The organism is Candidatus Defluviilinea gracilis, from assembly GCF_057138825.1.
On record NZ_DBNHEF010000068.1, the window covers coordinates 49,544 to 68,996 of the forward strand.

A 19,453-nucleotide genomic window follows, 5' to 3' on the forward strand; every position below is an offset into this window, starting at 1 on the left:
TCCGCCAGGGAAATAGAGGCGATGGATACAAGGCGAATATTATCTACGGCTCCCAAAAAAACTGTGTCAGCGCATAGATGTATGGCGCGCCGTTCACGTCATCGATGCCGATCACCCATGTTTGCCAATCGAGGAAACCGAATTCCTCGGTACCGGGGAAGTGGAGCGCGTAAAAATTTCCGTTATACGCCCAAGTGGGTTGATAAGTTGCGCCGCCATAACGGAGTTCGTTGCAGTGCAACGTGTAGGCTTGTTGGAGGAATTTCTGCAACTCGGGCACAACCACCTCGTGGAATGCGCCGATCACCTTCTCGCCGCCGGCGGGGCGCGCTCCCCAATCCGCTTGATACGTTGATATGAAAAGGAATTTTGCCCGCTCTTGAGAATAGGTCAATACGTTCCCAGCGCGGAAGAAACGGACATCCATGCCGCTGACCGGGCTTACGAGCAGGCTCAATAACGGACCATCTTCGTTGAGCATGGAGGATTTGAACGAATCGATCACCGCCATCACCTGCGGGTCTGTGCAAAATCCAGCGTTGGCGGGAGCCGGTGTCGATGTCGAGATGGGTGTGTTGCCTACGGGTAACGGGGTCGGCGATTCGGTGGAAATGAAGGTTGGCGTTGCGGTAATCAGAGGCAGGGAAGTCAACGTTGGCGGCGGAAGCGGCGTAAAAGATGGCTCAACCGAGGCGCTAGGGGGAGCGGCAGGCGTCGGCAGGCAAGCGCTCAACAATATGAAACATAAAAAGAAAACCGGTTTGAATTTCATTTTTACTCCTCATTCCACCCCTAATCATACCCCGTTGGGAGTCTGTGCCGCAAAGTTCACTTTGCGTATTTAACTATCTTCCCCAAAGGCAACGACAACGATATGTTGGTTCAATAACTGCGGCACAGGCATCTTCCCCGGCACGATCTGCCCAAGCGAATACCCGCCGGCCATCGGCAGGGCTGACCCGAAAATTTCACGCAAGGCGGCAACCTCGGCGCCCGGATGAGATTTCAACAACATCTCCCAGGCAAGGTCAACCATCACAAAAGCGAAGACCGGCTTTGCCCCATCCAGCGCTTTCAAGGCTTGTTGCGCGGCGGAGTGGGCGGCGTTCTCACACGAGACGCGACTACCGACCAGCAAATACGCGTCTGTGCCATCGCGGACGGGCGCGTTCATGCGGAAACTGCCATCCGCTTCCACACGGATGGGGGAGCGGATCGTCATTTGGTCGCCTTGTTCCACGCCCAGCGGATACAGCCTCGCCAGGTGGCTCAGCGGAGGGAATGCCCAATCACGCGCCGGGTAGCCGAACAAACGCGCATAGGTTTCGGAGGCGGGCTTGCCATCCAAGGTGCGCAACCAAAAGCCGCGCGAACGTGTCACGCGGAATTGCGCGCCGACCGGATTCCACCCGTGCGCCACGCCGATACCTACGCGGAAGTTGCCGCGCAGGAACGCCGCCGTGAGCGCGCCGCCTCCGGTTTGCGGACCAGCCAGCTGGTAGGAATGACCCGTATGCATATCCCCGGAGGAGAGCGCCCCCGTCAGCGGAAAGGTCACATTGGGGATCGCGTTGCACAACTGGTCGGCATCGCCGTTGAAGCCATCGGCAAAAAAGAACAGGGCGCGGTTATCTTTGTGATCGATGACGGTTTTCATCAGTTTCGCGCCCGCCTCGCGCGCCGACTGGGCAAAGCCGGGGATCCAGTGCGTTTCGGCTTGCACATCGCCCGCCATGAGCGCGATCACCACCGAGTTCGGATGCGCACCCTCATTGGTGATGCCAACGGGACTGCTCATGCCGATGATGGGCGTATCGCCCAGCAAACCCGAGATGCCGCTCACCACATCGCGCGCCTGATATTGGTGCGATGCAAAAACCATGCCAAACGTGGGCGTGACGGGACCGAGTCGGTTCAACGCCTGATGGGTTGCCTGCAAACTGGCTTCGCGACCATTCAACGCGTGCGCCTGCCCGACCGCAAAATGTAACGTCATGTCTGCGAGATTCCTTCCGCGATCGGAACCGTAAAGTGGAACGTGGTTCCCTTCCTGTATTCGCTTTCGAACCAGATGCGCCCGCCCTGCATTTCAACCAAACTTTTCGTAATGTTCAATCCCAGTCCGGTGCCCGGCGCTTCGCGCGCTTTCATATCATCCGAACGGAAGAATCGCTGGAAGATCTTGACCTGGTCTTCGGCGCTGATGCCGATGCCGTTATCGCGCACCCACAGGTGCGCCACACGCCTCGCGCCAGCCTCGTCCCATCGATTGGCGGTTTCTTCCGCGCCGATCATGATTGTTCCGCCGTCGGTGGTGTATTTGTTTGCATTGCTGACCAGGTTGGTCATCACCTGTCCCACGCGGATACGGTCTGCCCAAACTTGCGGCAATTGAGGCGGGATGCTGACTTCCACTTCCTGGTGTTTTTCCTCCACCTGGCGGCGGGTCGAACGCAACACATCTTCCACCACGGCGGCAAGGTTGACCGGTGTGAAATCGAGTTTCAATCGCCCGGCTTCGATCTTGGCATTATCGTTCAGGTCCGACACCAGCACCGACATCCGCTCAACATTTGAGCGGATCGTGCCGAGGAAGTTGGTTTGCATTTCGTTGATCTGCCCCACCGTGCCCGAGGCGAGAAGTTCGGAATAGCCTTTGATCGAGGTCATCGGGTTTTTGAGTTCGTGCGCCACGAGCGAAACAAATTCGCTTTTGGCTGTGTTCGCCTGTTGCACCTCGCCGTATAGTTGCGCGTTGTAGATGGCGATGGCGGCGTTGTCGCTCAGGCGGTTGAGAAAATCAAGGTTGCCCTGCGAGTCGCTGACGCTTTCGAGCAGGATCAAGCCGATGACACCGGCTTCGCGGCGAATGGGGACGATGATCTGGGTATGCGCGCCGGGGAAGACGCCGCGATGCCCGGTTCCCACCAGGGACACCTGATTCGGCTGACCTTTTTCGATCGCCTCCTTGACGGCGGGCAGTTCAAGTGTGGTGTAGGCAACACTGGCGTCGTTTAGCAAGTCATCGTACCCTTCCTGCGCGATGATACGCAGTTCCTGCCCTTCCAACATACCGATCAATCCCGCCTCGGCGTTCGAGCGTCGCATGCCCCAGTCGAGGGTAATGTTCATGGCGCGGTCCACATCGAGGCTGGCGTTTAACTCGCGCACGATGCGACCCATGATCGAGAGTTCTTCCACGCGGGCTGAAAGCTCCTGGTCTGTGAGGGCGAGCAGGCGGGCGTTTTCAATGGCAACCGCCGCCTGGCCCGCAAACGCCGTGAGCAGGTTCTGGTCGTCTGCCACGAACGGAAGCCCGTCGTTGCGGTTGATCACTTCGATCACGCCAAGCACGCGGTCTTTGATGAGCATGGGCACGGCAAGCAGGGAACGCGAGAGGTACCCGGTCTGTTTATCGGCGGCATCGAAACGCATGGCGGAGCGTTGCCCATCGTTCTCGATGACCGGCACGCGGGTTTGCACGGCGCGCCCGACGATCCCCGCCCCGGCGGGAATGCGTTGACCGAGCAGGTTCCCAGCCGCAGGTCCCACCGTGACGCGGAAGACGAGGTCGCCGGTCTGGTCATCCATGAGGAAAAGCGAGCCCGATTCGCAGTTTAAAATGCTGACGGCGTTATCGAGGATATATTGAAGCAACGGTTCCTGTTCGAGCGTGGAGGTGAGTTGCCGCGTGATTTCGTTTAAGGTGGAAAGTTGGCGGGCGCGTTCCTGTGTCTCTTCGAGCAGGCGCGCTTTGACGATGGCGCCTACGGTCTGGTCGGCGATGGCTTGCAGGAGTTCGAGCTGGGCGTGTGTGTAGGTGACGGTGGCGTCGCGGCTGGCGACGCTCAATGCGCCGATGGTCTCCGCGCCGGCGTTCAGCGGCACGCCCATCCATGCGTAGACGCCGGGCGAGGCGGCGGTGATGTTGCGCGCCTGGCATTCGCGCGAGTAATCTTGCGTGAGGATGGTTGCGCCGCGGCGGATGATCTCTTGTCCCAGACCAAAACTGGGCGGCAGGGGTCTGTTTTCACGGTGTGGCGCGCGCTCGCGGTCATCCACGCAGAAGCCGTAATAAAAATAATTGGCGGCTTTGTTGTGCAGGGTGATGTGAAAGTGTGTGGAGGGGATGATCTGTGTCGCTTGCGCAAAGATCAACTCGAGCACGTCGTCGAAGGTGAGGGTGATGTTCACGCCTTGCGAAACGCGAGTGAGGGCGTTCATCTCTTGCACGCGCCGTTCCAGGTCGAGAACGGTTTGCACGCGCGAAATGGCTAACGAAGCCTGGTCTGCAAGGTTTTCGAGAAAGTCGAGGTCGCGCGGCGTGTATGCGTTGCCGGAGAGCGTATTGCCAAGCGCCAACCAGCCGACAGGTTTCTCCTCGCCGGGTAGCGCCACAAAAAGCCGCGCGCCTAAGATGGCGAGGCGCGAATCTTCGCTTTTTAAATTGACCGGTTCGTGGATGGAATCCAAATAGAGCGGAATTTTTTCCGCTTGAAGATGACGCGCGAGCGGACTGACGGAGGTGAAGCGGATGTCGCTGGTGGGGCGGCTGTCGACACCGGGCAGGGCGGCATATTGATCGTTCAATGAATCGTAGATGTAGATGTGCAGGCGATCGGGGACGAGACTGCTGGCGATCTGTTCGCGCAGGACGCGACCGATGGAATACAAGTCCACCGCGCTGGTGAGTTCGTGGCTGAAGGTCCGCAATCGTTCTTCGTAGGCGCGTTGCCCGCGGAAGAAGGCGCTGTCTACCAGGGTTTGCAGGCGGGTACGCGCCGGGTCGAGGAAGACGGCTACCACAAAGACCAGCCCGCCGATCAGAAACGGATTGTCCGATGGCATTTGGTCGGTGAAGATCAACCCAATGCCGCTGACCAGCAAGCCGTATATGGCGATGACGAGTCCGGTCAGGATGCTGTATACGATCCCTTGGCGAATCCAATAATCGGTGCGTACGAGCCGGTAACGCAGGATCACGAATCCGTTCACGAGCGGGAACGCGACCATGAACAGGAACAAATAGGGGTTGAAGGGTGTATCGTTAAACGAAGAAAGTAGCAGCCAGGAAACAATGGGGACGAATGCGAACAAGGAACCGATCAGGATGGTACGCGCTTGACTCTTGACCACCGGTGAGATCGTCCAGAAGCCGCGATAGGTGAGGTTGCCGAAGTAAAACAATCCGGAGAAACCGGTGAAAGAGTAGATCTTTTGCCATGCGCCCACATACGCCAGGGCGTTTACCCTATCGAACAGCGTCGTGAATGCCAGCAGGGAAAGGACAATGGCGACGATATACCCAATGCTTCGCAAGTAGGCGCGCCCGATCACCAAACGCGCCTCTTGTGGGAAGACCAGGCTGAGGTCGATCAACGATGCGCCGGCGAGGGCAACGGAGAGAGTCCACAAGGGCGAAAATTCGTGCGTGGTGTAGAGGTTGAACAGGGTGCCGATGGCAATTCCGAGGGAGGAGGAAAAAATGGAGAAGGCGCGCCCGGCCGGTTCATTGCGGCGGAAGCCGAAGATCCACAAGCCGACGAAGAGAAATACGCCGCTGATCAACGCCGGTATAATGAAGTAGGCAAAACGGTCAGCGGAGGAAAATACCTGAAGGACGATATCGGCGGTCTTTGTTTCCCCGGTGGATGTTTTTATCAGGAGGGCGACCGAATCCCCCGTCTGAAATGAAGCGAGCGCGTCGCGGATGTCCGCGGAGGATCTGACCGGTTTGCCATCCACCGCCATCAGTTGGTCGCCGAAGCTGAATCCTTGTTTGTAGAGCGCCCAGGGCTGTTGTTCGGGATTGTTTTTTCCGGTTCCGTTGAGGATGAGCGTGCTTTCGAAGAATCCGCCGATGAAGGGTTGGTTCATCCAGCGTACAGCGAAAACGATGGTTAGAATGAACGCCACAACTGCCACGCCCTGGTAGAACAGGACGGTGGCTTGCAGGATACGATTGAATACTTGGTTAGGGCTTTGAGTTTGGTTCATGAACGGACCGTTTCTAAAATTTTACTCCACCTCCCCCGGCTATCACTATGGTACTTTCATAACAAAGAGGAAAGGTGGAGCCTTGACCGGAAAAGAAAACGTCCCGCAGGTTTGACCCTGCGGGACGTTAGACGCTGGCTAAATATCCAGGTTTCGCACTGCCTTGGCGTGCGTCTGGATGAATTTGCGGCGGGGGTCTACCGCGTCGCCCATCAGCATGTCGAAGGTGCGGTCGGCTTCGGCGGCATCGTCCACGGTCACTAGAAGCAACGTGCGGTTCTCGGGGTTCATGGTGGTTTCCCAAAGTTGAGACGGGTTCATTTCGCCGAGACCTTTGTAGCGTTGCAGGTTTGCCTTGTCGCCGATCTCTTTCAAGGCTTTGTCTTTTTCCTTGTCGCTGTATACGTATTTGACATTGTTCTTGTAGGCGATGCGATACAGTGGGGGCTGGGCAATGTAGAGATGCCCGTCATCGATCAGTTGCGGCATGTACCGGAAGAAGAACGTGAGCAAGAGCGTGCGGATGTGCGAACCGTCCACGTCGGCGTCGGTCATGATGATCACGCGCCCATAGCGCAGACCCTCGAGATCGAAGTTATCGCCGATGCCGGTGCCCAACGCGGAGATGAGCGCCTTGATCTCATTGCTTGATAGGATTTTGTCGAGGCGGGCGCGCTCGGTGTTCATGATCTTTCCGCGCAGTGGCAGGATGGCTTGGAAGTGGCGATCGCGCCCCTGTTTGGCTGATCCGCCTGCGGAATCGCCTTCCACGATGTAGAGTTCGGTCTTCGATGAATCGCGCTCCGAGCAGTCTGCCAGTTTACCGGGCAGGGTCAGCGACTCAAGCGCAGACTTGCGGATGACGAGATCGCGCGCTTTACGCGCCGCATCGCGCGCCCGCGCCGAGGTGAGACATTTCGCCACGATCGCTTTTGCGGCTTGCGGGTTTTCCTCGAGGAATGTGCCGAACGCGTCGCCCACCACCTGTGTGACGTACGTCTGCACTTCGGGGTTCATCAATTTCACTTTGGTCTGCGACTCGAACTGCGGCCCCGGGTGCTTGACCGAAACGATGGCGGTGAGTCCTTCGCGTGTGTCGTCGCCGGAGAAGTTTGGGTCGGCGTCTTTGAGCAAGCCGTTCTTGCGGGCATAATCGTTGATGACGCGCGTCAACGAGGAGCGCAAGCCGGTCAGGTGCGTGCCGCCGTCGATGGTGTTAATCGTGTTCGCAAACGAATAGACCGATTCGGTGTATGCGTCTGTGTATTGGATGGCGGCTTCAACGCCGATGTTCTCGATCTCTTTTTCCACGTACACAACGGAGTGCAGGTTCTCGCGGTTGCGGTTGAGGTAGCGTACGAACGAGGTGATGCCGCCCTCGAAGTAGAAGGTCATCTCGCGGTCGTTGCGTTCGTCCACGAATCGGATGGTTACGCCGCGCGTCACGAACGCCATTTCGCGGAAGCGCTGTACGAGCGTGTCGAAACGGTAATCGATATCCTCGGTGAAGATCTGTTTATCGAATTTATAGGTTTGCTTGGTGCCGCTTTCTTCCTTCGATACCTTGCCGATCTGTTTGATGGCGCCTTGCGGCACGCCGCGTTTGTATTGTTGTTGCCAGAGTTTGCCATCGCGCTTGATCTCGGTGGTCATCCACTCTGAAAGCGCGTTGACGGCGCTCACACCCACGCCGTGCAAACCGCCGGAGACTTTGTATCCGCCGCCGCCGAATTTGCCGCCCGCGCCGATCACGGTCATCACCACATCGACCGTTTCCATCGCCTTGCCTTTGGCGTCTTTTTTCGTCGGGTGCGGACCGACGGGGATACCGCGCCCGTTGTCTTCCACGGTCACACTGCTATCGGCATGGATGGTGATGTTGATCGCTGTGCAGAACCCTGCCAACGCTTCGTCGATGGCGTTATCCACCACTTCATACACGAGGTGGTGCAAGGCTTTGATGTCGGTGCCGCCCACGTACATGCCGGGGCGCTTGCGCACATGCTCGATTCCCTCGAGCGCCTGGATCGACCCTACATCGTAGCCGGTGTCTTGTTTCTTTGCCACAAATACCTCCGAAAAATTACCGTTCCCTGGGGAGCGGTGTCAGGATACTAGACTTTATCGGTAATAAGCCCAAGTTCTTTTGTAGGACGCGGATAAACGCCGATGAACGCTGATAAAGAAGAAAAAATCCGCGTTTTCCGCGTCAATCCGCGTCCGAAAAATTATTTCCGATAACGTCTACTATACAGGACTTGCGCAGTTGGCGGGCGGTTGTACTGCCGCCGCCGCAGCGCAACTACGGCGCAACAGGTTCAATTGCGTAGTCCTACTATAAAGAAGTCATGCCTGTTGCGTAGGCATGTTTTGTTTTTGCTGAAGTTGTTCGAGAACCACCCGCAACCACTCGTTGATATTGCGATAATACGCAAAACTGGCTGAGAGAAGCATGGTGCTAATGAACGCATGACCAAAGATGCCGACCAGTTTCATCCACGTGTCGCTGGGGGGCACTCTCCACAAGAAGTTCAACCCGCTTGCCACTACGAACACGGTCAACACAAACAAGGCGCTGGTAGGAAACGTGAAGCGCGAAACCCGCAGGCTGGAGTACATCGAATGGAACGCATTTTGCCGGCGGGTAAAGATCCCATGCGGGGTGAAGAACAACGGCACGATCACCCAGTAGGAAAGCAGCGCAAGGATAAACATGATGGCTGTGCTCAATACCGGGCTGAGCAACCCAACCGCTCCAACGATCATCGAAACGGGCAGGAAGACGATGAAAAAACCGATGTTCAACACGATCGACAGCAATACTGTTTGGATCAGCGCCCGCCCCACGCTTATGCCCGCTTCTTCCTTGCCAAGTGTGGTGATGGATACAAGGCGGAAGTATAAACCTCCACCCACCCAGCCGGCGAGGATGATGAGGCAAGTCCAGCCGAACAGGCTGAAGATCGATCCTAATTGGATGACCGATTGTGTCCCCAATGGGGTCGTCGCGGTTAGAGTCTCCGGGATGATGAATGAATCCAAACTGGAAATCCCGACCGGTAACGTTCGCAACCAGCTAAACCAGTTGATGCGATTGATCGCTTCCACAAAATCGTTCAGCGCCCTGGTCTCTGTTTCGGGCAGGGGACGGTCTTTGAACACCGCCAGCATGTTCGCCAACATCGACGAATACACCTGCCCGGCGCTCAAGCGCGGACCCAGCCAGAGAAATACGTCCAAGGCGATCGGCAGGAAGATCAACCATACGTGCGATGAGACCACATCAAAGCCGAGCCTTAAAGATTGAAACACGCCGGGCACCGGGGGAAGTTTTTCCGCATTTTCCACGTTCATAAGCAATTGATTCTACCATACCGATTCGCGCGCTGGCACGCTTCCGCGGCACGGGTTAAAATGAAGAACATGAACGAGCGCTCGTACTTTCCCGATTCGAACCGTATCGGCGTGCTAACCTCCACCGTGTTGCTCGCGTTGGCGTTGGCGCGTATCATTCAATCCCCTGAGTTCGACCTCAACTTGCAACTACCGGGCTTCTTCCTTTCCATCCCGCTGAATATTCCCATTATCATGAGCCTGCTCACCGCCGGGCTCACCGCCACAGGCATGGACTGGCTCCTGCGCGGGCATCCTGCCCTCAATGGCAGACCCACGTATCAGTGGTGGATTTTGCCCACGCTGACAACGCTCGCCATCAGCATTCCCCTGTCCCTGCTCCCCGATGGAACCCCCTGGTGGATCGGCTTTAGTGTGAGCGGAATTTTCCTCATCTTCGCTTTTATCGCCGAATACATTGTTGTCGATCTGGGCGCGCCATACTACACCACTGCCCTGGCAGGTTTAACCGCTATCTCCTACGCGTTATTTTTTATCCTCGCCGTCGCGTTGCGTTATGGCGACTTGCGGCTCTTCTTTACCCTGCCGGCGTTGTTTCTCTTTGCCGGGTTTGCCAGCCTGAGAATTCTTTACCTCCGCTTGGAGGGGCGATGGGAATTTGCCTGGTCGCTGGGTATTGCATTTGTATGCGTGCAACTCGCCGCGGGGTTTCATTATTGGCCCATCTCGCCGATCCAATTTGGGTTGATGATGATCGGTCCCATGTATGGGCTGACGAATTTAGCGATCAGCTTGCGCGAAGAACTTCCCTCGCGCCGCGCCGCGCTCGAACCTGCCCTTGCCATCATGATCTGTTGGGGCTTGGCGGTCTTCATTCGGTGAGATCATTCGCGCGCAGACTCTCCCACTCGCCTCTGACCGGACCTGCAACTGCCTCGCCCAGCGTAGGCGCGGCTTCAGGGTCGCGGGGGTAGGTGATCGGGTCCGCGCTGAGCTTGTGAAATAGAGAAACTCGCAAGATGATTACGTGTTTTTTGTTGTAGACTATGCTTGGAGGAAGTGAAATGCAAATTGCGCTCGATATTGTTGCGGTGCTCGTCGGATATCTGCTAGGCTCGATACCTGTGGGGTTGATTCTCGTCAAATTGAAAACCGGCAAAGATTTGCGAGAGGTTGAAAGCGGGCGCACCGGCGGGACGAACGCATTTCGCGCGGCGGGGTTCGGGATCGGGTTTGCCACCGCGATCCTCGACATTGTCAAAGCCGCTGTTGCCGTGTGGGTTGCGCGTTCGATCACTCCAGAGGCGAGCCTGGCGCATGTGCTGGCGGGGCTGGCGGCGATCCTTGGGCATAACTATTCGATCTTTCTCGCCGAGCGCGATGCCAACGGGCGTTTCCGATTGCGCGGCGGGGCGGGGGCAATGCCGGCGTTGGGTGGCGCAGTCGGCTTGTGGAGTTGGACGTTCCCCATCGTATTTGTGATCGGCGCGTTTGTGCTGTTCACGCTGGGCATGGCATCGGTGGCAACGCTGACGGTGGGCTTGGGCATTATCGTGGTGTTCGCTGTGCGCGCCTCGCTGGGCTTGATGCCGTGGACCAATGTGCTCTACGGGTTGATCGCCGAGATCTTGTTGATCTGGGCGTTGAGACCAAACATCCAAAAAATATTTGCCGGCAACGAACGCGTGATCAGCATCAGCCTCGCCGGTTGGTTGCGCGCGCGCAAAGAAAAAGCCGCCGGGGCATCGCGCGATTCAAAATAGCCCGCGCATGTTTTTGCGGGGGCTATTCATCATGCGGTTCGTACCGCAAAATTCATTTTGCGCCCGGACAAATAGACTACCTCTCGCGTCCCTGATGACCGCGGCAAACAAAGGCTCTTCTTGTACAAGATGAACCGGAGACATTTATGATTCAGCCCCTCAAGGGAATTCGCATCCTCGATCTCACGCGCCTGTTGCCGGGTCCGTTCCTGACGCAACTACTCGCCGACCTCGGCGCGGAGGTGATCAAAGTGGAAACGCCAACCGCGGGCGATTATGCGCGGCTGGCTCCCGCCGAAATGGGATTGGGCGGCTTGTTCGAAATGATCAATCAGGGAAAGAAAAGCGTCGCGGTCAACTATCGCAACCCGCGTGGGCGCGACGCGTTCATGAAACTTGTAGAAACTGCCGATGTGGTGATCGAAGGGTTTCGTCCCGGGGTTGTTGAGCGATATAAGATCGGGTACGAATCGCTCAAAGCGGTGAAACCAAACTTGGTCTATTGTTCCCTCTCGGGGTATGGGCAGGAGGGTCCGTTAAGCCGACGCGCGGGACACGACCTGAACTATGCGGCGATCAGCGGCGCGCTGGCATTGAACGCGAAAGAGGGGCAGGCGCCGATTCCCTTCGGCGTGACCATTGCTGATTTAAGCGGCGCGATGCTGGCGGGGCTTGCCATTTTAAGCGCGGTGATCGGAAAGCAAACCTCAGGGAATGGCGCATATCTCGATCTGGCGTTGTTCGATGGGATGCTCGCGTTGACGATTCCCCAGGCGGGTGCGGCTCACTTCAGCGGTGTTCCATTTGCCGGGGGCACGCTCCCTCTGCAGGGCGGGCTGGCTTGCTATAACATTTATGAAACTGCGGATGGGAAGTTCCTAACCCTCGCCGCGCTCGAACCCCCCTTCTGGAACGATTTCTGCCGGGTGACCGGCAGGGATGAACTGGTCAAACGTCAATTCGACCGGGCAATTAAAGATGAAGTGGCGGCGATCTTCAAGGCGAGGTCGCTGGCTGAATGGTTGGAAGCATTTTCAAACACGGATGGGTGCGTCGAGCCGGTCTTGTCGTTCGAAGAGATGCTGGCTCATCCGCAGGTGAGGGCTCGCGGGTTTGTCCGCGAAGTGGATGGCAGGGCGGTGGGGTTGAATTCTCCGTTTGTGTTCGCGCGAGGCGGGGAACGTCCAGTTCCGAAACTGGGTGAGCAGACGCGTGAAGTCCTTGGGGAGTTTTTCTCAGCGGAAGAACTTGACGAGTTGTCGGCAAGCGGGGTGATTGGAAAGTAGCGAGAGGGGAGACTCGGCGCGCATGTATGGCAAGATTCACATTGCCCTTAACTCAGAGCCCCCTCGCTTTCACTCAGACACTGTTTCTTCAGTACACGGATACTTCGACGCTTCTTTCAGTCGCAGTACAAGTTTGACGGATTACACGGCCAAACACGGATTTTTATATGGTTTTCTCCGTGAAATCCATGTTATCTGTGTCTTAAGAAACTGATGTTACGCAGTTGAGGTCAAGTCGGTTCTCGTAATGCGTCATTTATGTCGCTCTTGCGCAAGGGTAGCCTAACACGCGAGACGCTTCGCAGTCTCGCGTTACGCGGTTACGCTCTAAGGCGGTCTGTGACCGCCGCATTTCACAGGGTCACAGACCCTGTGAGAGCAAAAAGGCGCTAAGAAACACTCTCTCAGGGTAACATGATCGTGGATGGGTTCGATTTTAGACGCTCCCTCGCAAGATCAATCGCGCTTTATGGCGTCTGTTAACTCATGGATTGGAGCAGGGCTTGTAAATTTCTGCGGTGTAGTTGTTCGGCAAGCCCGCCGAGGTAAACGCGGCTCTTGCCGCATGACTCGATACTGATCTGTTCGATGAGTTCTTCGGCGTTCTTACGCTTCGATGCGGATTTCACCGATCTTTTGATGGTTGTCAGGTAATTGAGGTTTTCCTTGACCGCCGCGTCGATCTCGCCGCGCAGAATAACATCGCCGTGACCTTGGACGATGTTTTCCAGCCCCATGCGCCCGATGTGTTTGATGGAGGTCATAATGTCGTCCGCGTCGCCGTCGACGATGTAGGGGATGGGCATAAAGGCATCCCCTGCGAAGAGGATGCGGTCTTCCTCCACCAGCACCGAGATGCCATCACCGCTGTGACCGGGCGTCGTGGAGAGGATCAGGTTCTTCTTGCCGACGCGCAGGGTGAGTTCGCCGGCTTTGAAGGTCATGTGCGGCAGGGCGATCTTGACTTGTCGCATGGCGGGGTTTTGCCGTTTGGCGGCTTCGAGCGAGGGGATGCCGCGTTCTTCGAGCATGGCGCGGCAGTGTTCGTGCGCGACGATGGTGGCGCCGGGGAAGAAGCAGTTGCCCCAGGCGTGGTCGGCGTGGTAGTGGGTGTTGATCACATAGCGGACGGGGACGTTCAATTCGTGTTCGATGAATTCGCGGATGCTCAGGGTTTCGTCGGGCAGGGCGAGGGTGTCGATCACCACCGCCCACTGCGGCCCGGCGATGACGCCTGCCGTCACCTGCGCATACACTTCGCTTTGGAACCAATATACATTTTCAGATACGCGTTCTCGGTGCATTCAAGATCCTTGGGGAAAATTTTCCTATTGATAGCATAAATGGGGGGAAAATTCAAGTTGTATAGATAAATCTTTGTGTTAGGCGCTTTTCGTAGTACAGCGCAAAGTTTGTAACGGGGCGCGTATGCCGGGTAATCCATTCACGAATTCTTCCTCCATTCGTTGATGCGCGGCTTTTCATTCATGGACGGTTTTCATCGTCGGGCAACCTTGCGCCGTGATATTCATCTCATCGCCCGACAGTTTCTTTTTGGGGACGTGGAAAAATGATGTTGAACGTAGAGTTTTCAGAAAAGACGAAAAAAATTATCAGCATTTACCTCCCGCTTGCGTTCGGCGCGGGTACTTTTAAACCTGTAAGAGTTACGCAGTTGAACCTGTTTCGTCGAAGTTGCGCTATGACGACGGCAGTACAACTGCCCGCCAACTGCGAACGTTATAAACTCTCAGGTAAGTAGTATTTCATTTGATGTTTTGCTTCCCCTCTCCGTGTAACAAAACTGTGACATCCATCTCTTGACTATGATCAGCATTGCGCCATAAAATAAATTTCTGGCAATACGGTGGATCAGTTAAAGCAGGGAGGATTTCCCTCCAGAGGAGACAACCATGTTCAATCTATCTAGAATCGGATTTGTTGCGCGAGCTTTCTTGATCGTTGCATTCCTTGTGGGGTTGATGAGGGTGAACCCGAGTCAAGCGGCAGGCAATACAAACGCCTTTGCCGATGACAGCGCCACCTTCTCGAAAGTCAGTGTCGAGACTCCCCGTTACCCGGTGGGTATGGGAAGCGGGGAAAGCAGACTTGTTCCGTATCGCATTTCTGAATTGGGTCATCTATCAGGCAAAATCACAAGCCGAACGTATCAGTTTTTCACCCAGTATGATGTGCCGGTCAGCGAATCCTTTGGACCATTTAGAGCCAACATCCCGCTTAATTCAGCAGGAACAACCGATTGGAATGAACTAATCTATTTGCCTAAAGCGGTCGCGGAGAAGGCGCATGAAATCCGTGATTACGCGGTGGTGTTGAAGACCACGTTCAAGGGCGAATTGAACACCGGGCGCGAGTTTAGCGCAGAGGCTTCCCTGACGCTCCTCCTGCCGCCGGATACTTTCAGCAAAGCAAGCCCGGCAGATGCGGCTCTCATATCGCCTACCGGTCTTTTCTTACAGTGGAACTCCAGCCTCGGGGCAGTGGATTACGAGTATTGCTTTGATACGGTCGATAACAACTCTTGCGATACCAACTGGACCGGAAAGTATTGGCTGGGAACGTATGACACCAACGCCGCTTTGCAGGATTTACCATCGAATACAACTTTCTACTGGCAGGTGAGGGCGAATAATACAACGGGAACGACCTATGCAAACAACGGGGATTGGTGGGAGTTTACGACAGGGACTTCAGGAAATGGCAGTTTAGATTCGACCTTCGATGGCGATGGGTTGGTGACCACGGCGATTGGGAATTATCACGATGAAGCGCGCGCGGTTGCAATCCAGCCAGATGGTAATATCCTTGTCGTAGGCAGTTTCGGTACTTCCAACGGCGATGACTTTTTTGTGGCACGATATAACCCCGATGGCTCGCTGGACGCAAGTTTCGATTTTGATGGCATTGTCACAACAGATTTCGGAGCAAGCGAGGTTCCGATGGCAATGGCCATTCAGCCTGACTGGAAAATTGTGGTAGTCGGATATTCTGAAATCGGACCCTTCAATGGTGGAGCAAAAATCGCTGTGGCGCGCTATAACACCGATGGATCGCTGGACTCGAGTTTCAGCGCAGACGGAAAAGCTGTCACCGATCTTAACAGTAGTCACGAATTGGCGACCAGCGTCGCCGTTCAGACGGATGGAAAAATTGTCCTTACCGGCTATAAAAATGTAGGCATAAATGATAACGACATCGTATTACTGCGCTATACCTCGGATGGATCGCTTGATCCGACGTTCGACGGTGATGGCATGGTCTCTACTGAGGTAGGGACTGGGAGCGATGAGTTTGCCTCTTCGATCGCCATCCAACCTGATGGGAAAATCTTAATCGGCGGCAGAGCGTATAATGGGAGCGATACGGATCTTGCCCTCTTACGTTTTGACAGCGCCGGGAATCTGGACCCCGGCTTCGATGTAGATGGAAAAGTAATCACTGATTTTGGGGTAGGCTCTGAGCGAGGCGGTTTTGTTGCGCTTCAGCCCGATGGTAAGATCGTTTTGGGAGGCTATAGTGAAGATCGTTTCTTGGTGGCTCGATATTCCAATACCGGGGCGCTAGATCCATCTTTTGATTTGGATGGAAAGACTTCAACTGCTTATCCTGGAATGTTGAATTCTCCAACCGCCAGCGATCTTGTATTGCAGTCAAATGGAAAAATTGTTATTGCCGGCTATTCGAACCGTGATTATGATTTTGCGATAGCTCGTTTTCATCCTAATGGTCTGATCGATTCTACATTCGACTCGGATGGTCTCGTGATTACCGATTTCGATATGAATCGGGATGACATTGCAAACTCGGTCAGTATCCAGGCGGATGGCAAGATCGTGGTAGCTGGATATCGGTATAACGGCTCTAATTATGACATTGCCATTGCCCGCTACATCGGCGACCTGGTTTCACCCCCATCAACTCCAACACCGGCGCCAACCGATACGACTACACCCACTCTAGGCGTCACACCAACGATCCCTACCTCAACACCAATAATCACAAAAACTCCAACGCGCACTCCCACCGTGCCAACCCCCACGACAACAGAAGTCTCAGCTACCCCGAACTCCTCCCCAACCTCCACGCCCGTTCCCCCAATCACGATCGGCGAGACGAGCATTCTCACCAACTCCTATTCCGGCATCGGCAATCAACTTGTGGCGCAACAAGTAACCCTCTCGCAAAGCGCCACTATTCAAAGCCTGAGTTATTACGTCTCGACAGCGAGCGGACAACTGCGCCTTGGCATCTACAACAATAACGGCTCGAACCCCGGGACGCTGGTTGCGGAAACTTCCGCGTTTACCCCGGTGACAGGTTGGAACACACAACCCGTCATCACTCCCACACTCCTACCTGCCGGCACGTACTGGCTGGCTTTCTTGCCGCAGAGTAGTTCGTTCGCCGGGCGCATTTCCTATTCGGGTGTGGGACGTTACTATGGCTACGCCTTTGGAGCGTTGCCTCCCTCCTATTCAACCTCCGCATCCAGCGGCGCGTTCCACTTTTCGCTGTATGCCACGTTGACACTCGCCTCTGTTCCGACCAACACCTCCACGGTTACGCCAACTTTCACGCCCTCGCCAACAGTCACACGCACGCCAACGAACAGCAATACCCTTACACCAACACCGACGCGCACTGCAGCACGCACAGCCACAGCAACTCGAACACCAACAATAACGCCTACGGCGACGATCAGCACTCCGCTCCCGCTTTTCACGTCCACGCCTACGACCACATCGGCAATTACACCCACACCGACGGCAACTCGCACGACAACACGGACTCCAACGTCAACTTTCATCCCAACCACTGCATTGCCCACCATGACTTCCACCCCTGCAACCATTCAGGTGGGCGAGACGAGCGTACTCACCAGCGCCTATTCAGGCATCGGCAACCAACTGATAGCCCAGCAAGTGACCCTCTCGCAAAGCGCGACAATTCAAAGCCTGAGTTATTACGTCTCGACAGCGAGCGGACAACTGCGCCTCGGCATCTACAACAACAACGGCTCGAACCCCGGGACGCTGGTTGCGGAAACTTCCGCGTTTACCCCGGTGACCGGTTGGAACACACAACCCGTCATCACTCCCACACTCCTACCCGCCGGCACGTACTGGCTGGCGTTCCTGCCGCAGAGTAGTTCGTTCGCTGGGCGCATTTCCTATTCGGGTGTGGGACGTTACTATGGCTACACCTTTGGAGCATTGCCCGCTTCATACTCGACCGCTCCTTCCAGCGGCGCGTTCCACTTTTCGCTGTATGCCACGTTGACAATAGCATCGCCCACTGCCACACCGACTGCCACATCTACCTCGGGTATCAGTTGCGTTATTGGAAATGGTTCCGGCTCCGCCACCCTCTTTCTGCCATACAAACAGTATAACTGCGGGAAGAGTTCCTACGCGGTAGGCGTTGGAGACTTCAACCATGACGATAGGCAGGATGTTGCCCTTTCGGTGCGAATGAATGTTTCCGGCGTCCCCTCCAGTCTGTTGATCTTTACCCAGGATGTCAATGGCAATCTCTCTCAACCTCGCGCGTATCCGGGTGGCAACAGAGCGGAGCATATGGCTGTTGGAGATGTGAACAATGACGGCTGGGATGATGTTGTCACAGTAAATTTTTCAGATAATACGATCAGCCTTTTTGCCCAAAATAGCGCCGGCGAATTCGCCGATCGCATAACCTATGCCACGAATTCGGGACCTGACGCGGTCGCGATCGATGATGTGAATAATGATGGACTAAACGATATTGTAGTCGCTCATCACACCCATGCGACCATTGGCGTCTTTATCCAACAGCCGGATGGCGCGCTCAATGCCATGACAACCTATCCATCTGTAGCCGCCGGGTTTGACGATCTAGCCATCGGAGATGTCAATGGCGATGGCTTGAACGATGTCGTCAAGATGAACGGACAGGGGTATGTGAACAGCAACCTCATGGTGTATCTCCAAAATACGAATGGATCGCTGACTACAGCCTCGAATTACTCCATTGCGGCATGCGCATCACCCTGCCTCAGTAAGGGAATTGCGATTGGAGACGTAACCGGCGATGGACGGTTGGATATTACGCTCAGTTATGGAGGCAACAGCCCAAGTTCGAACATTGCGGTTTTTGCGCAAGATGCCAATGGGAACCTTCAGCCATCTGTTTCCTACCCGGCTTATGATATTCCCGAAGCAGTTGATATTGCTGATGTTAACTCTGACGGTTTGGAAGACGTAATTGTCGCGCACAATGGTTGGTTGCGGGCTGGCGTCTTTTTGCAAGAGATAAATGGCGTGATGGGCGTTGAGGCGTTATACCCCTTGCCGAATTTAAATACCGACGATCTGGCGATTGGCGATCTCAATGGAGACCAACTGCCCGATCTGGTATTTGCCGATAGTATGGGGTTGGTTATTCTTTATCGAAGCGTAGACCCTCCGACTACGCCGACACCAACATTCACGCCAGCCATCACAAGCACCTCAACGCGAACTCCCACAGCAACCTTGACCCCGCCTGTCACTTCAACGTTTACCCCTACGCCCACGAGTACCCCCACCTGGGGGGAAGACACAGTTATCATAGGTGAAACGAACGTGCTGAGCATCCCATATGGAGGGTTGGGGAATCAGTTGGTGGCACAGCAGGTTACGCTGACGCAGGGCGCGACCATCCAAAGCCTGAGTTATTATGTGTCTACCACAGGAGGGCAGTTGCGGCTTGGCATCTACAGTGATTCGGGGAATGCCCCGGGGGCTTTGCTGGCGGAAACAGCCGCCTTCACGCCGGTCGCGGGGTGGAATACCCGAACTGTGTTGACTCAACCATCCCTACCGGCGGGAACCTACTGGCTGGCATTCCTGCCGCAGAACAACACACTGGCAGGGAGGTTGACTGTGGCGGGTTCGGGTCGTTATTATGCCTACCCCTTCGGGTCCCTGCCTGCCGCGTTCTCCTCGTCGAACACGGCGGATACCTTCCGCTTTTCGATGTACGCCACATTGCTCATACCATGAGCCATCTCTA

The 19,453-nt window shown here is 55.6% G+C and carries 11 protein-coding genes; 4 read left to right on the forward strand and 7 right to left on the reverse strand.

Annotation, left to right across the window (positions count from 1 at the left end; all coding sequences use genetic code 11):
* Window positions 1-43 precede the first annotated feature (43 nt).
* The 5 genes from AC16KF_RS11185 to AC16KF_RS11205 all read right to left on the reverse strand — a co-directional run bounded on the left by AC16KF_RS11185 (window position 44) and on the right by AC16KF_RS11205 (window position 9,351).
* Window positions 44-772 carry a hypothetical protein gene (locus AC16KF_RS11185; protein ID WP_484037396.1) on the reverse strand — a complete coding sequence of 243 codons (729 nt, stop codon included), beginning with the start codon at window positions 770-772 and terminating at the stop codon, window positions 44-46.
* A 69-nt stretch (window positions 773-841) separates the two neighbouring features.
* Entirely contained in the window at window positions 842-1,996 is a 1,155-nt protein-coding gene (locus AC16KF_RS11190; RefSeq protein ID WP_484037397.1) for an FIST signal transduction protein, read from the reverse strand.
* Entirely contained in the window at window positions 1,993-5,997 is a 4,005-nt protein-coding gene (locus AC16KF_RS11195; protein ID WP_484037398.1) for a GAF domain-containing protein, read from the reverse strand. The genes AC16KF_RS11190 and AC16KF_RS11195 overlap by 4 nt, the downstream gene beginning before the upstream one ends.
* A 138-nt stretch (window positions 5,998-6,135) precedes the next feature.
* Window positions 6,136-8,064, reverse strand: coding sequence for a DNA topoisomerase (ATP-hydrolyzing) subunit B (gyrB, locus tag AC16KF_RS11200; RefSeq protein WP_484037399.1), 1,929 nt, complete (start codon window positions 8,062-8,064; stop codon window positions 6,136-6,138).
* Window positions 8,065-8,343: 279 nt separating this feature from the next.
* A complete protein-coding gene (locus tag AC16KF_RS11205; protein ID WP_484037400.1) occupies window positions 8,344-9,351 on the reverse strand; it encodes a hypothetical protein in 1,008 nt (335 codons plus the stop codon).
* A gap of 60 nt (window positions 9,352-9,411) precedes the next feature.
* Between AC16KF_RS11205 and AC16KF_RS11210 the strand changes: the two genes are divergently transcribed.
* On the forward strand, window positions 9,412-10,233 hold the full coding sequence (locus AC16KF_RS11210; protein WP_484037401.1) for a DUF5656 family protein: 822 nt from the start codon (window positions 9,412-9,414) through the stop codon (window positions 10,231-10,233).
* Here AC16KF_RS11210 and AC16KF_RS11215 read toward each other — a convergent pair.
* On the reverse strand, window positions 10,223-10,369 hold the full coding sequence (locus tag AC16KF_RS11215; RefSeq protein ID WP_484037402.1) for a hypothetical protein: 147 nt from the start codon (window positions 10,367-10,369) through the stop codon (window positions 10,223-10,225). The genes AC16KF_RS11210 and AC16KF_RS11215 overlap by 11 nt on opposite strands.
* Window positions 10,370-10,415: 46 nt before the next feature.
* Here AC16KF_RS11215 and AC16KF_RS11220 point away from each other — a divergent pair, with 46 nt between their 5' ends.
* Together AC16KF_RS11220 and AC16KF_RS11225 are read left to right on the forward strand one after the other, a co-directional pair.
* Entirely contained in the window at window positions 10,416-11,114 is a 699-nt protein-coding gene (locus AC16KF_RS11220) for a glycerol-3-phosphate acyltransferase (RefSeq protein WP_484037403.1), read from the forward strand.
* Window positions 11,115-11,260: 146 nt separating this feature from the next.
* Window positions 11,261-12,400, forward strand: a complete 1,140-nt coding sequence (locus AC16KF_RS11225) for a CaiB/BaiF CoA transferase family protein (RefSeq protein WP_484037404.1) — start codon at window positions 11,261-11,263, stop codon at window positions 12,398-12,400.
* A gap of 479 nt (window positions 12,401-12,879) precedes the next feature.
* Here AC16KF_RS11225 and AC16KF_RS11230 read toward each other — a convergent pair whose 3' ends face one another.
* Window positions 12,880-13,704 carry an MBL fold metallo-hydrolase gene (locus AC16KF_RS11230; protein ID WP_484037405.1) on the reverse strand — a complete coding sequence of 275 codons (825 nt, stop codon included), beginning with the start codon at window positions 13,702-13,704 and terminating at the stop codon, window positions 12,880-12,882.
* 609 nt (window positions 13,705-14,313) lie between these two features.
* On the opposite strand from AC16KF_RS11230, the gene AC16KF_RS11235 reads away from it, so the two are divergent.
* Window positions 14,314-19,443 carry an FG-GAP-like repeat-containing protein gene (locus tag AC16KF_RS11235; RefSeq protein WP_484037406.1) on the forward strand — a complete coding sequence of 1,710 codons (5,130 nt, stop codon included), beginning with the start codon at window positions 14,314-14,316 and terminating at the stop codon, window positions 19,441-19,443.
* The last annotated feature ends 10 nt before the right edge of the window (window positions 19,444-19,453 follow it).

What these genes read in the sequence shown, in the direction of transcription:
- AC16KF_RS11235 (WP_484037406.1), top strand. Translation starts at nt 14,314, where the DNA reads ATGTTCAATCTATCTAGAATCGGATTTGTTGCGCGAGCTTTCTTGATC.
- AC16KF_RS11205 (WP_484037400.1), bottom strand. Translation starts at nt 9,351, where the DNA reads ATGAACGTGGAAAATGCGGAAAAACTTCCCCCGGTGCCCGGCGTGTTT.
- AC16KF_RS11230 (WP_484037405.1), bottom strand. Translation starts at nt 13,704, where the DNA reads ATGCACCGAGAACGCGTATCTGAAAATGTATATTGGTTCCAAAGCGAA.
- AC16KF_RS11210 (WP_484037401.1), top strand. Translation starts at nt 9,412, where the DNA reads ATGAAGAACATGAACGAGCGCTCGTACTTTCCCGATTCGAACCGTATC.
- AC16KF_RS11195 (WP_484037398.1), bottom strand. Translation starts at nt 5,997, where the DNA reads ATGAACCAAACTCAAAGCCCTAACCAAGTATTCAATCGTATCCTGCAA.
- AC16KF_RS11190 (WP_484037397.1), bottom strand. Translation starts at nt 1,996, where the DNA reads ATGACGTTACATTTTGCGGTCGGGCAGGCGCACGCGTTGAATGGTCGC.
- AC16KF_RS11185 (WP_484037396.1), bottom strand. Translation starts at nt 772, where the DNA reads ATGAAATTCAAACCGGTTTTCTTTTTATGTTTCATATTGTTGAGCGCT.
- AC16KF_RS11225 (WP_484037404.1), top strand. Translation starts at nt 11,261, where the DNA reads ATGATTCAGCCCCTCAAGGGAATTCGCATCCTCGATCTCACGCGCCTG.
- AC16KF_RS11220 (WP_484037403.1), top strand. Translation starts at nt 10,416, where the DNA reads ATGCAAATTGCGCTCGATATTGTTGCGGTGCTCGTCGGATATCTGCTA.